Below are 13,444 nucleotides of genomic sequence, written 5' to 3' on the forward strand. Positions count from 1 at the left end.
CCATGCCGCGGGTGCGCTGATCCTGGTGTGCGCCGACGAGGGCGAGGACGACCGGACGGCGCGCTACGCGGCGCTCGACGCCGGCGCGGCGATCGCCAACCTGAGCGTGGAGGCGGTGTCGCGGCGGCTGATCGCCCACCCGATGGCCGGCTTCGATGCGGACGCGGCCCGTCGCGACTTCGGCGTCCCCGAGGGTGTCCGGCCGTACGCCGTGGTCGCCGTCGGCTCGCTCGGTGACTACGCGGGCGCCGACGAGAAGATCGTCGAACGCGACTCGCTGCCCCGCCGCAGGCTCCCGCTCGAGGAGATCGCCTTCGCCGGCGCCTGGGGCAAGCCTTTCTTCGGCTGACTCTGCGCTCGGTGGGCTGACTCTGCGTGGACGGCGCGAAAGTGCGAGTGGCTCACGCCCTGGCCGCAGAGTCAACTCCGTCGGCGGCCGTTGGCGCAGAGTCAACGCCTGACAGCGCCACGATTATCCCGCGCGACGGACTATTAACGCATCCGCAACACCACGACACTGCCCGCGTAACAGAAACGTCGGTTACTGCCAGTGAACGGACCCGACTGAGCGGTCCGCATCACTTCCAGGAGTAACTGACCAATGGACGTAGTGGACACTGGCACCACGGCATTCATGCTGTGTTGCATCATCGGGCTGACCCTCATGATCCCGGGCCTTGCGCTGTTCTACGGCGGCATGGTCTCGGTCAAGAGCTCGACCAACATGATGATGATGACCTTCGGTGCGGTCGCCGTCGTCGGCGTGCTGTGGGTGCTGTTCGGCTTCTCGATGGTCTTCGGCACCTCGTACGGCGGCTTCGTCGGCAGCTTCACCGAATTCGACGGCATGACCGACCTGCTGGAGTCCCAGACCACCATCTCGGGCCTGCCGGTGAGTCTGTTCGCCATCTTCCAGGCCCTGTTCGCGGGGATCACCGTCGCGCTGATCTCCGGTGCGGTGGCCGACCGGATGAAGTTCGGCGCATGGATGCTGTTCGCCACGGTGTGGGCCGTGCTGGTGTACTTCCCCGTCGCGCACTGGGTGTTCGCGTTCGACGGAGTGGTCACCGAGAACTCGGTCGGCGGCTGGATCGCCAACAGCCTCAAGGCCATCGACTTCGCCGGTGGTACCGCTGTGCACATCAACGCAGGCGCCGCCGCGCTGGCCGTGGCGATCGTCCTCGGCAAGTCGGCGATGTTCGGTCAGCTGCGCAAGCCGCACAACGTGCCGCTGACCCTGCTCGGCGCCGGTCTGCTGTGGGCCGGCTGGTATGCCTTCAACGGCGGATCGGCGCTGGCCGCCGGCAATTCGGCGGCGATCGTCATGGTCACCACCTTCGTCGCGACGTGCGCCGCCACGCTGGCCTGGCTCGCCGTCGAGAAGATCAAGGACGGCCACGTCACCGGTGTCGGTGCGGCGTCAGGCGCCATCACCGGCCTGGTCGCCATCACCCCGGCCTGCGGTTCGGTCACCCCGGTCGGCGCGATCTTCGTCGGCGCCATCGCAGGCGCGATCTGCGTGTACGCCGTCGGCCTGAAGTCGAAGTTCGGCTACGACGACTCGCTCGACGTCGTCGGCGTCCACCTGGTCGGCGGGCTCATCGGCACGCTGCTGATCGGCTTCTTCGCCAGCGAGGGCATGCCCAACGCCACCAACGGCCTGTTCTACGGCGGCGGTGTCGACCAGCTGTGGAAGCAGGCGGTCGCCGCGTTCGCGGTGATGGCGTACTCCTTCGTGGTCGCGTTCGCGATCGCCTTCGTACTGAAGAAGACGATGGGCATCCGCATCTCGCCCGAGGAGGAGGAGCAGGGCATCGACGCGAAGTTCCACCGCGAGTCGTCCTACGACATGGCACCTGTGTGATCTGACGCCGGCCGGCGCGGGTTCACCCCCGCACCGGCCGGCTTTCGCATGCCAGCCGAGTTTCCTATCGTGATACTTTGATTCTCAGCAAGAGACAGGACCCGTATGACCCCCGATCTCGCCACCCTCTCCGAGCAGTCCGGCACGAAGTTCGTGCTCGCGCTGTTCGTCGACCTGCGCGGCAAGCCCTGCGCCAAGCTGGTGCCGGTCGAGGCCGTCGACCTGCTCGCCACCGAGGGTGTCGGCTTCGCGGGTTACGCCGTCGGCGCCATCGGCCAGGAGCCCAAAGACCCCGATCTGATGGCGATCCCGGACCCGGCGTCGTTCACCCCGATCCCGTTCATCAAGGACGGGCTGGCCATCGTGCACTGCGACCCGCACGTCGAGGGCGAGCCGTGGCCCTATGCACCGCGCGTCATCCTCAAGGCGCTGATCCAGCAGGCCGCCGACGCCGGCTTCGAGCCGTGGGTCGGAGCGGAAGTCGAGTACTTCCTGCTGCACCGCAATCCCGACGGCAGCCTGTCCACCGCAGACGCCGCCGACACCGCCGCCCAGCCCTGCTACGACGCCCGCGGCGTCACCCGGATGTACGACCACCTCACCGCCATCTCCACGGCGATGAACGCACTGGGCTGGTCGAACTACGCCAACGACCACGAGGACGGCAACGGCCAGTTCGAGCAGAACTTCCAGTTCGCCGAGGCGCTCACCACCGCCGACCGCGTGGTGACGCTCCGGTACCTGCTGTCGATGATCGCCGCCGAACGCGGCATGGTCGCCACGTTCATGCCCAAGCCGTTCGCCGACCGCACGGGCAGCGGCCTGCACCTGCACCTGTCGCTCACCCGCGGCGGCGCCCCGGTGTTCCCGGCCGCCGAGGATCACCGCGGCCTCGGCCTGTCCGACACCGCATACGGCTTCATCGGCGGGATCCTCGACCACGCCTGCGCACTGCAGGCCGTCATCGCGCCGACGGTCAACTCCTACAAGCGAACCGGTGCGACCTCGACGGCGTCGGGTGCATCCTGGGCGCCGCGGCGCGCGACCTACGGCGGCAACGACCGCACGCACTACATCCGGGTGCCCGACTCGCAGCGCATCGAACTGCGCGGCGGCGACGGGTCGGCCAACCCCTATCTCGCGATGGCGGCCGCGCTGGGCGCGGGCCTGGACGGCATCAAGCGCAGCACCGATCCCGGCGCGGTCGGCGCCGCGGGTGACGGCCGCGCGACGCTGCCACCGACCCTGCTGCACGCCGTCGACGAACTGCAGTCCGACCCCGTGGTGTCCGGCGTGCTCAACGCGGCGGGCGAAGGGGTGGCCGGCTACTTCGCCGACGTCAAGCGCGAGGAGTTCTTCGCCTACCACGGCGCCGTGACGCCGTGGGAGATCGACCAGTACCTGACCGCCTTCTGACCCACGACGAGGAGAACGAGACAGCGATGTGCGGAATCGTCGGGTTGCACCTGCGCAACCCAGCGCTGTACCCGCGGTTGGGCGAACTGCTCACCGGGATGCTGTGCGAGATGGCCGACCGCGGAAGCGATTCGGCCGGCGTGGCGGTGTACGGCGACCCGGCCTGGACGCCGCCGGGCCGGTCGTGCGTCTCGCTGCTCGGCGTCGACGCCTCGGCCGACTCGGTGCGCTCCGCGCTGGGCCCGCAGGTGACGGTCACCGTGCTCGACGACACCTACCTGGTGTCCGGTGAGTCCGACGCGACCACCCTGCTCACCACGGTCCGGGCGGCGCTGCCCGACGCACTGGTCGCGGGCTTCGGCGACGACCTGGCCGTGCTCAAGGGCGTCGGGCATCCGCGCACCCTCGCCGAGTCGTGGGGGCTGGCGACGGCGCAGGGCTGGCAGGGCGTCGGGCACACCAGGATGGCCACCGAATCGGCCGTGACGCCCTCGGGTGCGCACCCCTACGCCGTCGGCCCAGACCAGTGCCTGGTGCACAACGGGTCGTTCGCCAACCACGCCACCATCAGACGCGAACTCCGCGCCGCCGGAGTCGAATTCGACAGCGAGAACGACACCGAGGTGGGCGCGCGGTTCGTCGCGGCGCAACTGGCCGCAGGCCGTTACATCGAGACCGCGCTGAAGGAACTGTGCAGCCGCTTCGACGGGTTCTACACACTGCTGGTGTCCAACTCGGACTCGTTCGCCGTGGTGCGCGACGCCATCGCATGCAAGCCGGCCGTCATCGCCGAGACCTCGGACTGGGTCGCGATGGCCAGCGAGTACCGCGCGCTGTCCGGCCTGCCCGGCGTCGCGCACGCCGCGATCTGGGAACCCGAACCGGAGGTCGTCTACGCATGGCAGCGCTAGTGCACTGGGACCTGGGCGAGACCGCACTGCGGGAGGTCAACGCCGCCCTGCACGCGCCGGGCCTGGCCGGTGAGTTCGTCATCGACCATCCGGCCGGTGCGCACAACGTGGCCGTCGGCCTCGATGCCCCGGTCCGCGTGACGGTCAACGGCCACGTCGGCTACTACGCGGCGGGGATGAACCAGCGCGCCGACGTCGTCATCGACGGCAACGCGGGCACCGGCGTCGCGGAGAACATGATGAGCGGCACCGTGTGGGTGAAGGGTGCCGCCTCGCAGTCCGCCGGCGCCACCGCGCACGGCGGCCTGCTCGTGATCGAGGGCAATGCCGCCGCGCGGTGCGGCATCTCGATGAAGGGGGTGGACATCGTGGTGGGCGGCGACATCGGCCACATGAGCGCATTCATGGCCCAGGCCGGCCGGCTGGTGGTGCGCGGCAACGCAGGCGAGGCACTCGGCGACTCCATCTACGAGGCCCGCCTCTACGTCCGCGGCGACGTCGCATCACTGGGCGCGGACTGTGTGGCCAAGGAGATGAGCGCCGAACACCACGAGGAACTCGGCGCGCTGCTCAAGGCGGCCGGATTCGAGGACGACGACACGTCGTCCTACACCCGCTACGGGTCCGCCCGCACCCTGTACCACTTCCACGTCGACAACGCAGGGAGCTACTGACATGACCACTGACCCGGCACAGCGGGGCCTGCGCGAGTCGGCCACCTTCGACCGCGCCACCATCGCCGCGATCCAGCGGGCCGCCGAGACCGGCGTCTACGACATCCGCGGCTGGGGCGCCAAACGCCCGCTCCCGCACTTCGACGACCTGCTGTTCCTCGGTGCCTCGATGTCGCGCTACCCGCTCGAGGGCTACCGCGAGCGGTGCGACACCGACGTCGTGCTCGGCGACCGGCACGCCAAACACCCGCTGCACCTGAGCATTCCGGTGACCATCGCGGGCATGTCGTTCGGCGCGTTGTCGGGTCCGGCCAAGGAGGCGCTGGGCCGCGGCGCCAGCGAGGCAGGGACGTCGACGACCACCGGTGACGGCGGCATGACTCCCGAGGAACGCGGCCAGAGCAAGCACCTGGTGTACCAGTACCTTCCGTCGCGCTACGGCATGAACCCCGACGACCTGCGTCGCGCGGACGCGATCGAGGTGGTGCTCGGCCAGGGCGCCAAACCCGGCGGCGGCGGAATGCTGCTGGGACAGAAGATCTCCGAACGTGTCGCAGGCATGCGCACCCTGCCGCAGGGCATCGACCAGCGTTCGGCGTGCCGACACCCGGACTGGACGGGGCCCGACGACCTCACCATCAAGATCAACGAGCTGCGCGAACTCACCGACTGGGAGAAGCCGATCTACGTCAAGGTCGGCGCCACCCGCACCTACTACGACGTCAAGCTCGCGGTGCACGCCGGCGCCGACGTGGTGGTGGTCGACGGCATGCAGGGCGGCACCGCCGCCACCCAGGAGGTGTTCATCGAACACGTCGGCGTGCCGACGCTGGCCGCACTGCCGCAAGCGGTGCAGGCGCTCACCGAACTGGGCGTCCATCGCAAGGTGCAGCTCATCGTCTCCGGAGGCATCCGCACCGGCGCCGACGTGGCCAAGGCCTTGGCGCTGGGCGCCGACGCAGTGGCGATCGGCACCGCCGCGCTGATCGCACTCGGCGACAACCATCCGCGCTACGCCGCGGAGTACGAGAAGCTCGGCAGCGCAGCGGGTTTCTTCGACGACTTCCAGGACGGCACCGATCCGGCGGGCATCAGCACGCAGGACCCGGAGCTGGCGGCACGGTTCGACGCGATAGAGGGCGGCCGGCGGCTGGCCAACTACCTGCGGGTGCTGACCATGGAGGCCCAGACGATCGCACGGGCCTGCGGAAAGGCCCACGTGTGCCACCTGGAACCCGAGGACCTCGTCGCCGTCACCATCGAGGCCGCCGCGATGGCGCGGGTGCCGCTGGCCGGCACGAGCTGGATACCCGGCACATGACCACCGACACCGCTGACGTCGTCATCGTCGGCGGCGGCATCGAAGGCGCCGCGGCCGCCTGGGCACTCGCGCAGCGCGGGGTCACCGATGTCGTTGTCGCCGAACGCAACACGGTCGGCTCCGGGATGACCGGCAAGTCCAGCGGCATCGTGCGCTGCCACTACGGCGTCAGCTCACTGGCCGCGATGGCGACCGTCGGGCTCGAGGTGTTCGAGAAGCCGCAGCAGTTCCTCGGCGACCACGCGGCGGACATCGGGTTCCGGCAGAGCGGCTACGTCGTCGGTGTCGGCGAACAGAACGTCGACGCGATGCGCGCCAGCCTTGCCGCACAGCGCGCCGTCGGGGTGCAGACCGAGGAGATCGACGCGGCCGAAGTGGAGCGCATGTGGCCGTACGCCGACCTGACGCCGTTCGCGGCGTTCGGCTGGGAGCCGCGCGGCGGGTACGGCGACGCCTATCAGACCGCGCAGGCGCTCGCCGTCTCTGCGCGTGCCGCCGGTGTCCGGGTCCTGCAGGGCACACCCGTGGTGGACCTGCTCGTCGACGGCGACCGGATCACCGGCGTCCGCACCGCCGACGGCACCGAGATCCACGCGCCGTCCGTGGTGGTCGCCACCGGCGCGTGGACGCGCCCGTTCCTGGCGCCGTACGGGATCGACGTGCCGATCCGCGTGGTGCGCGAGCAGATCGTGCTGATCTCGCCGGGCGTGCCGACGGCGGGCCTGCCCGTGTTCTCCGATCTGGTGTCGCTGCAGTACATCCGCCCCGAGACCGGTGGCGACGTGCTGTTCGGCAACAGCGACCTGGCCGACATCGCGGAAGCCGATCCGGACCGCTATCTCAACCGGGCCACCGACGAGTTCGTCGACGTCACGGTCGAGAAGGTCGGCACCCGCTTCCCCGGCTTCACCGCCGCAGCGATCACCGGCAGCTACGCCGGCTGCTACGACGTCACCCCGGACTGGAACCCGGTGATCTCCGCGACCGGCGTGACCGGACTGTTCGTCGCCGCGGGGTTCAGCGGACACGGCTTCAAGATCGCCCCGGCGGTGGGCCGGCTGGTCGCCGATCTCGTGATCGACGGACGCAGCGCCGACGCCCGCATCCCCGAGTCGGACTTCCGGTTGTCGCGGTTCGACGACGGCGACCTGCTCAAGACGCCGTACCCGTACGTCGGCGCCGGCGAGATGCGCTAGACAAGGAACCCGTGAGCCCCGCTGACGACGACGTTCCGCTGCTGCGGAACAAGGCTGGCACCGCGCGCGACCGCAATCCACAGGATTCGGTGGAAGAGGTCGAGTTCGAGGCGGCGATCGGGCGCAACGTACGTCAACTGCGGTTGCAGCACGGCCTCACCGTCGCCGACATGGCCGCCCGCGTCGGCATCTCCAAGGCGATGCTGAGCAAGATCGAGAACGCCCAGACCTCCTGCAGCCTGTCGACCCTGGCGCTGCTGGCCAAGGGCTTCGACGTGCCGGTCACCAGTCTGTTCCGCGGCGCCGACGTGGAACGGCCCGCGGCGTTCGTCAGGGCGGGCACCGGCGCGCACATCGTGCGCAACGGCACCAAGGAGGGCCACGACTACGAGCTGCTCGGGTCGCTGCGCGGTGAGCACAAGCGGCTCGAATGCCTGCACGTGACGCTGTCGGAGAAGAGCCGGACATACCCGCTGTTCCAGCATCCGGGCACCGAGTTCATCTACATGCTCGAAGGCGTGATGGATTACAGCCACAGCAGGTCGGTGTACCGGATGCAGCCGGGGGACTCGCTGCAGATCGACGGCGAGGGGGCGCACGGTCCGGTCGACCTGGTCGAGCTGCCGATCCGCTTCCTGTCGGTGATCGCCTTCCCCGACTCGCAGGTGTAGCCGGACGCTAATTTCAGCAAAGTTTGGGGCACGGGCACACCCGCGCTACAGTGGACGACGTGCAGCGGGTGCTCCTTCTCGGACGCCGCGACGGGGTCTGACCAGACCGGCTTCTCGTCGCGGGTGTTTCGTGATGCGCCGGTCGAGTCCCCTTTCACACTCCCGGAGCGATCACATGAACACTGCACCATCCGCCGACGGCTTCAGCTCGGTACGCACCATTCACACCCCCGCCGGTGACCCACACCCCGGCCAGCCCGCCTGGAACACCCAGCGCGCCACCCAGATGCCGGTCAGCCGGTACCGCAGCTTCGCCGACGAGGTCGAACCCGTCACGGTGCCCGACCGCACCTGGCCCGACAAGGTCGTCAGCACCGCGCCGATGTGGTGCGCGGTGGACCTGCGCGACGGCAATCAAGCACTGATCGATCCGATGAGTCCGGCCCGCAAACGGCGCATGTTCGAGCTGCTGGCGCGGATGGGCTACAAGGAGATCGAGGTCGGCTTCCCGTCGGCCAGCCAGACGGACTTCGACTTCGTCCGCGAGATCATCGAGCAGGGCGCGGTGCCCGACGACGTCACCATTCAGGTGCTGACGCAGTGCCGGCCCGAGCTGATCGCGCGCACGTTCGAGGCGTGCGCCGGCGCACCCCGGGCGATCGTGCACTTCTACAACTCGACGTCGATCCTGCAACGCCGCGTGGTGTTCCGGGCCGACCGCGAGGCCGTCAAGGCGATCGCGACGGACGGCGCCCGGATGTGTGTCGAGGAGGCCGCGAAGTACCCCGGCACGCACTGGCGGTTCGAGTACAGCCCGGAGTCCTACACCGGCACCGAACTCGAGTACGCCAAGGAGGTGTGTGACGCCGTCGCCGACATCATCGCGCCCACACCCGAGGCGCCGCTGATCGTCAACCTGCCCGCCACCGTCGAGATGGCCACCCCCAACGTGTACGCCGACTCGATCGAGTGGATGAGCCGCAACCTGGCCCGCCGGGACTCGATCATCCTGAGCCTGCACCCGCACAACGACCGCGGAACGGCCGTCGCCGCGGCAGAATTGGGCTATCAGGCCGGCGCCGACCGCATCGAGGGCTGCCTGTTCGGCAACGGCGAGCGGACCGGCAACGTGTGTCTGGTGACGCTGGGGCTCAACCTGTTCAGCCGCGGTGTCGACCCGCAGATCGACTTCTCCAACATCGACGAGATCCGGCGCACCGTCGAGTACTGCAACCAGTTGCCCGTCCACGAGCGCCACCCCTACGGCGGCGATCTGGTCTACACCGCGTTCTCCGGCAGTCACCAGGACGCGATCAACAAGGGCCTGGACGCGATGAAGGTCTCGGCGGACGAGCAGGACGCCGATGTCGACGACATCCTCTGGCAGGTCCCGTACCTGCCGATCGACCCCAAGGACGTCGGCCGCACCTACGAGGCCGTCATCCGGGTGAACTCGCAGTCCGGCAAGGGCGGCGTCGCCTACATCATGAAGGCCGACCGCGGCCTGGTGCTGCCGCGCCGGCTGCAGATCGAATTCAGCCAGGCGATCCAGAAGATCACCGACGGTGAGGGCGGTGAGGTGTCGCCCAAGGAGATGTGGGACGTCTTCTCCGAGGAGTATTTGGCGCCGCTCCGGCCGCTGGAGCGCATCCGCCAGCGGGTCGACGCGGCCGAGGTCGACGGCGGCACCGACACCATCACCGCGGTGGTGAAGGTCGACGGCGAAGAGCGCGAGATCGTCGGCGCGGGCAACGGTCCGCTCGCCGCGTTCGTCGACGCCCTTGGCGCCATCGGCTTCGACGTGTCCGTGCTGGACTACTCCGAGCACGCCCTCTCGGCGGGCGAGGAGGCCCAGGCCGCCGCGTACGTCGAGGCGTCGGTGGGCGGCCGGACCGTCTGGGGCGTCGGCATCGCGACGTCGATCACCACGGCATCGCTGCGTGCGGTGGTGTCGGCCGTCAACCGGGCGGCCCGCTAGCCCCGAACGGCGCGGTAGCGCTTCACCCGCCCGAACAGCCGCAGTCGGTGGCTGCCCACCTCGTCGACGTCGAACCCTGCTGAGCTCAGCAGCTTTGGGATCGCGCCGCCGTGGCCGTGCGGGTGACCGACGATGTCGACGACGTGCAGGCTGCCGCCGGGCCGCAGCACGCGGAACGCCTCGGCGGCAGCCTGTGCCTTGGTGTCCTCGTCGAGATGGTGCAGCATCATCGACGACAGCACCCGGTCGAAGCTGCCGTCGGGGTACGGCAGCCGCTGCGCATAGCCGCGTTCGAAGCGGATTCCGCTCAGGCCGCGGGCCTTTCGGCGGGCCCGGTCGAGGGCACGGGGATCGGGATCCGATCCGGTGAACTGCGCGCCGGGATGTGAGCGCTTCGCGCTGACGGTCACATTGCCGGTGCCGCAGCCGATCTCGAGGACCTGCAGGCCGTCGGCGAGCCCGGCCTGGTCGATGAGCGCACGGTAGGCCGGCCGCATGCCGAGCACCCGGGTGAGCAGGTCGTACCCCGGCAGGAACGCGTCGCGTCCTGCGGCGGGTATGTAGTCGATTGACCGATCTTTCGTCATGGATCCATCGTGATCCTGTTGCGCATAGCGGTGTTGCTCGATCATCGCCGAAACTTGGATTATCTTCGTCTCATGCCGTCCCGTTTGATCCGTCACCGCGACGGGGTGCCCGTGTACGCCTATCCGGCCGCCGACAGCACCCCGCCGCTGTCGGTAGTCCGCCTCACCGACGGCGACGTGGTCGAGCACCGCAGGCACATCCACGACTTCCCGGTGCTCTGGTACCTCCCGGCGACCGGCGCCCTCTACGTCGTGGCGGCAGGCGCGGCCGTCGACCCGCTGCAGGTGCACCGCGACGGCGACGGCATCGGCATCTTCTTCGACGCATCGGCGCTCGGCGAGGATGCCGGCTCGCCATGGCCGACCTGGCGGTCACATCCCCTGCTGTTCCCCTTCCTGCACGGCCAGCGCGGCGGGCTCATGCGGTTGCACGTGCCCGCCGGTCGCAGGCCGCGCTGGGACGCCGCGATCGCGTCGATCGAGTCCGAACTGGCCGTACGGCAGCCCGGATACCGGCAGGCGGCACTGGCCGAGTTGACGCTGCTGCTGATCGACGTCGCGCGCCTGGCCGACGACGTGGTGGGCGACCTGCGGCGCAGCGGTGAGCCGCTGCTGGCCGACGTGTTCGCGGTGATCGAGCGGCACATCGGCGAGCCGCTGTCGCTGCGCGACGTGGCGCGCGAATTGAACCTGACCGCCGGGCACCTGACCACGGTCGTGCGCCGCCGCACGGGGCGCACGGTTCAGGACTGGATCCTCGAGCGCCGGATGATCGAGGCGCGCACGCTGCTGGCGGACACCGACCTTCCGATCCAGGAGATCGGCCGCCGGGTCGGGATGCCGGACGCGGCCTACTTCAGCAGGGCTTTCCGCCGAACGCACGGGGCCTCGCCACGGGAATGGCGCAGCCGCAACGCCGCCGCGTGATCAGAACAGGGCGAACTGCTCGCCGGTAGGCGTGGCGGCGGCGAACTCCTCGATGCCGGTGCCGCCGACCACCGCGTCGAGGCAGCGCATGAACTCGGTGTCGGTGACGAGCGGCACGCCGAGGTCGCGGGCGTGGTATCCCTTGCCCTGCTCGGGTTCGGCCTCGTTGCAGATCACCAGGGACGTCTCCAGGTCGACGGCCTCGGAGTAGGACAGCCCGGCGTGCACGATCCGTTCGATCAGTTCCTCGTGGGTGCGCTTCACCTCGGCCGACAGGCCGACCCGCATGCCCTGCACCAGCGGCCGTCCGGCGACGAACCGGCCCGGGTTGGCGTACGGGCACGGCAGCCGTGACGCGAGCATCTTCAGTGGCCGCAGCTCGTCGTGGGTGACCTGGCCGTTGGGCCAACGCCGCCGGGTGGCCGGGCGCACCGGCAGCCATGCCCTCCGCTCGCGGGCCCGCGCCAGGGTCGGCTTGAGGATCTGGGCGAGCACCTGTGCGTCGTCGAGGGCGTCGTGCGGCCGCAGCTGCGGCACGCCCCAGTGCGCGGCCAGCGTCTCCAGGCGCAGGTTCTCGGTGCCGAGTTGAAGCCGGCGGGCCAGCTCGACGGTGCACATCACGGTGTCCACCGGCAGCTCGGCGCCGACGAGTTCGGCCTCCGCCGCCAGGAACGAGTAGTCGAAGGCGACATTGTGCGCGACCAGCGTGCGGCCCGCGAGGACGGCTCGCACGTCGTCGACCACGTCGCCGAAGCTCGGCTGCCCCTCCAGCATCTCGGCGGTGAGGCCGTGCACATGCGTGGGCCCGGGGTCGACGCCCGGGTTCAGCAGCGTCGCGACGCTGCGCTCGACGTTGCCGTCGTCACCGACCGCGAGTGCGGCGATGCTGACGATGCGGGCCTGCCCGGGCTGGAAACCCGAGGTCTCCACGTCGACGACGGCCCAGCCGGATCCGTCCTCCACAGCGGGCCGGCCCCAGGAGCCGCTCGGCCGGCGACATTCGGCGCGCGTTTGGCTCACCTGGCCAGGATGGCACGGGGGTCCGACATCCCTCGCCCGGCGGCCCAGCGTGTCGGACACCTAAAATGCCGGGGATGGTCACCACTCGCGGTCGAATTGCGCTCGGCGCGGGATCCGCGGCGCGCTGGGCGTCGCGGGTCACCGGTCGCGGCGCGGGGGCGATGATCGGCGGCCTGGTAGCGATGACGCTGGACCGGTCGATCCTGCGCCAGCTCGGGCAGGCCCGCCGCAGCGTCGTCATCACCGGCACCAACGGCAAGTCGACCACCACCCGGATGACCGCCGCCGCGCTGGGCACTCTCGGACCGGTGGCGACCAACGCCGAGGGCGCCAACATGGACGCCGGGCTGGTCGCGGCGCTGGCCGCGGCCCGCGACGCCACGCTTGCCGCGCTCGAGGTCGACGAGATGCACGTGCCGCACGTGGCCGACGCGGTGGATCCGGCGGTGATCGTGCTGCTGAACCTGTCGCGCGACCAGTTGGACCGGGTCGGCGAGATCAACCACATCGAGCGGACGCTGCGGGCCGGGCTGGCGCGGCACCCGTCGACCGTGGTGGTGGCCAACTGCGACGACGTGCTGATGACCTCGGCGGCCTATGACTGCCCGAACGTGGTGTGGGTGGCCGCGGGCGGCAGCTGGGCCAACGACTCGGTGTCGTGTCCGCGTTCGGGCGAGGTGATCGTCCGCGACGGCAGACACTGGTACTCGACCGGCATGGATTTCAAGCGGCCGACGCCGCAGTGGTGGTTCGACGACACCCACATCCACGGCCCCGACGGGCTCACGCTGCCCATGTCGCTGGCCCTGCCGGGCGCGGTCAACCGCGGCAACGCCGTTCACGCGGTGGCGGCGGCGGTCGCGCTGGGCGCCGATCCGG

General features: G+C 70.0%; 13 protein-coding genes. 11 read left to right on the plus strand and 2 right to left on the minus strand.

The features are described from left to right. From Q2100_RS22200 to leuA, 9 genes are all read left to right on the plus strand, one after another. Nucleotides 1-349, plus strand: a 349-nt coding sequence (locus Q2100_RS22200) for a nitroreductase family protein (protein ID WP_302915792.1), incomplete at its 5' end; no start/stop codon positions are given. 261 nt (nucleotides 350-610) lie between these two features. After that, nucleotides 611-1,864, plus strand: coding sequence for an ammonium transporter (locus Q2100_RS22205; RefSeq protein ID WP_264011018.1), 1,254 nt, complete (start codon nucleotides 611-613; stop codon nucleotides 1,862-1,864). Nucleotides 1,865-1,969: 105 nt separating this feature from the next. Beyond that, the gene (gene glnT, locus Q2100_RS22210) at nucleotides 1,970-3,280 is read left to right on the plus strand and encodes a type III glutamate--ammonia ligase (protein WP_302915793.1); all 1,311 of its coding nucleotides are present in this window, start codon (nucleotides 1,970-1,972) and stop codon (nucleotides 3,278-3,280) included. Between the two features lie 26 nt (nucleotides 3,281-3,306). Continuing rightward, complete coding sequence (locus Q2100_RS22215; protein ID WP_302915794.1) at nucleotides 3,307-4,191, plus strand: class II glutamine amidotransferase domain-containing protein; 885 nt, start codon at nucleotides 3,307-3,309, stop codon at nucleotides 4,189-4,191. Further along, nucleotides 4,179-4,865: a protein glxC gene (locus Q2100_RS22220; RefSeq protein WP_302915795.1), complete on the plus strand. Its 687-nt coding sequence runs from the start codon at nucleotides 4,179-4,181 to the stop codon at nucleotides 4,863-4,865. The genes Q2100_RS22215 and Q2100_RS22220 overlap by 13 nt, the downstream gene beginning before the upstream one ends. A gap of 1 nt (nucleotide 4,866) precedes the next feature. Beyond that, on the plus strand, nucleotides 4,867-6,186 hold the full coding sequence (locus Q2100_RS22225) for an FMN-binding glutamate synthase family protein (protein WP_302915796.1): 1,320 nt from the start codon (nucleotides 4,867-4,869) through the stop codon (nucleotides 6,184-6,186). Next, a complete protein-coding gene (locus Q2100_RS22230; RefSeq protein ID WP_302915797.1) occupies nucleotides 6,183-7,382 on the plus strand; it encodes an NAD(P)/FAD-dependent oxidoreductase in 1,200 nt (399 codons plus the stop codon). Before Q2100_RS22225 ends, Q2100_RS22230 begins: the two co-directional genes overlap by 4 nt. Nucleotides 7,383-7,393: 11 nt before the next feature. Continuing rightward, nucleotides 7,394-8,053 (plus strand): helix-turn-helix domain-containing protein, encoded by a 660-nt coding sequence (locus Q2100_RS22235; RefSeq protein ID WP_264010998.1) that lies wholly within the window; start codon nucleotides 7,394-7,396, stop codon nucleotides 8,051-8,053. A 175-nt stretch (nucleotides 8,054-8,228) separates the two neighbouring features. Continuing rightward, entirely contained in the window at nucleotides 8,229-10,031 is a 1,803-nt protein-coding gene (gene leuA, locus Q2100_RS22240; protein WP_302915798.1) for a 2-isopropylmalate synthase, read from the plus strand. Here the strand turns inward: leuA and Q2100_RS22245 are convergent. Then, a complete protein-coding gene (locus Q2100_RS22245; RefSeq protein ID WP_302915799.1) occupies nucleotides 10,028-10,618 on the minus strand; it encodes a class I SAM-dependent methyltransferase in 591 nt (196 codons plus the stop codon). The two genes, leuA and Q2100_RS22245, sit on opposite strands and share 4 nt — an antisense overlap. A gap of 72 nt (nucleotides 10,619-10,690) precedes the next feature. Between Q2100_RS22245 and Q2100_RS22250 the strand changes: the two genes are divergently transcribed. Beyond that, a complete protein-coding gene (locus tag Q2100_RS22250) occupies nucleotides 10,691-11,545 on the plus strand; it encodes a helix-turn-helix transcriptional regulator (protein ID WP_302915800.1) in 855 nt (284 codons plus the stop codon). On the opposite strand, the gene Q2100_RS22255 is transcribed toward Q2100_RS22250, so the two are convergent. Next, on the minus strand, nucleotides 11,546-12,565 hold the full coding sequence (locus Q2100_RS22255; RefSeq protein WP_302915801.1) for a DEDDh family exonuclease: 1,020 nt from the start codon (nucleotides 12,563-12,565) through the stop codon (nucleotides 11,546-11,548). A gap of 74 nt (nucleotides 12,566-12,639) precedes the next feature. Between Q2100_RS22255 and Q2100_RS22260 the strand changes: the two genes are divergently transcribed. Then, the coding region (locus Q2100_RS22260) for a Mur ligase family protein (protein WP_302915802.1) at nucleotides 12,640-13,444 on the plus strand (805 nt) is incomplete at its 3' end.

This window comes from Mycolicibacterium arseniciresistens (genome assembly GCF_030519285.1).
GTDB classification, from domain to species: Bacteria; Actinomycetota; Actinomycetes; order Mycobacteriales; family Mycobacteriaceae; genus Mycobacterium; species Mycobacterium arseniciresistens.

Coding starts and splice junctions, on each gene's coding strand:
- glnT (WP_302915793.1), top strand. CDS start 1,970: ATGACCCCCGATCTCGCCACCCTCTCCGAGCAGTCCGGCACGAAGTTC.
- Q2100_RS22215 (WP_302915794.1), top strand. CDS start 3,307: ATGTGCGGAATCGTCGGGTTGCACCTGCGCAACCCAGCGCTGTACCCG.
- Q2100_RS22245 (WP_302915799.1), bottom strand. CDS start 10,618: ATGACGAAAGATCGGTCAATCGACTACATACCCGCCGCAGGACGCGAC.
- Q2100_RS22250 (WP_302915800.1), top strand. CDS start 10,691: ATGCCGTCCCGTTTGATCCGTCACCGCGACGGGGTGCCCGTGTACGCC.
- Q2100_RS22230 (WP_302915797.1), top strand. CDS start 6,183: ATGACCACCGACACCGCTGACGTCGTCATCGTCGGCGGCGGCATCGAA.
- Q2100_RS22220 (WP_302915795.1), top strand. CDS start 4,179: ATGGCAGCGCTAGTGCACTGGGACCTGGGCGAGACCGCACTGCGGGAG.
- leuA (WP_302915798.1), top strand. CDS start 8,229: ATGAACACTGCACCATCCGCCGACGGCTTCAGCTCGGTACGCACCATT.
- Q2100_RS22225 (WP_302915796.1), top strand. CDS start 4,867: ATGACCACTGACCCGGCACAGCGGGGCCTGCGCGAGTCGGCCACCTTC.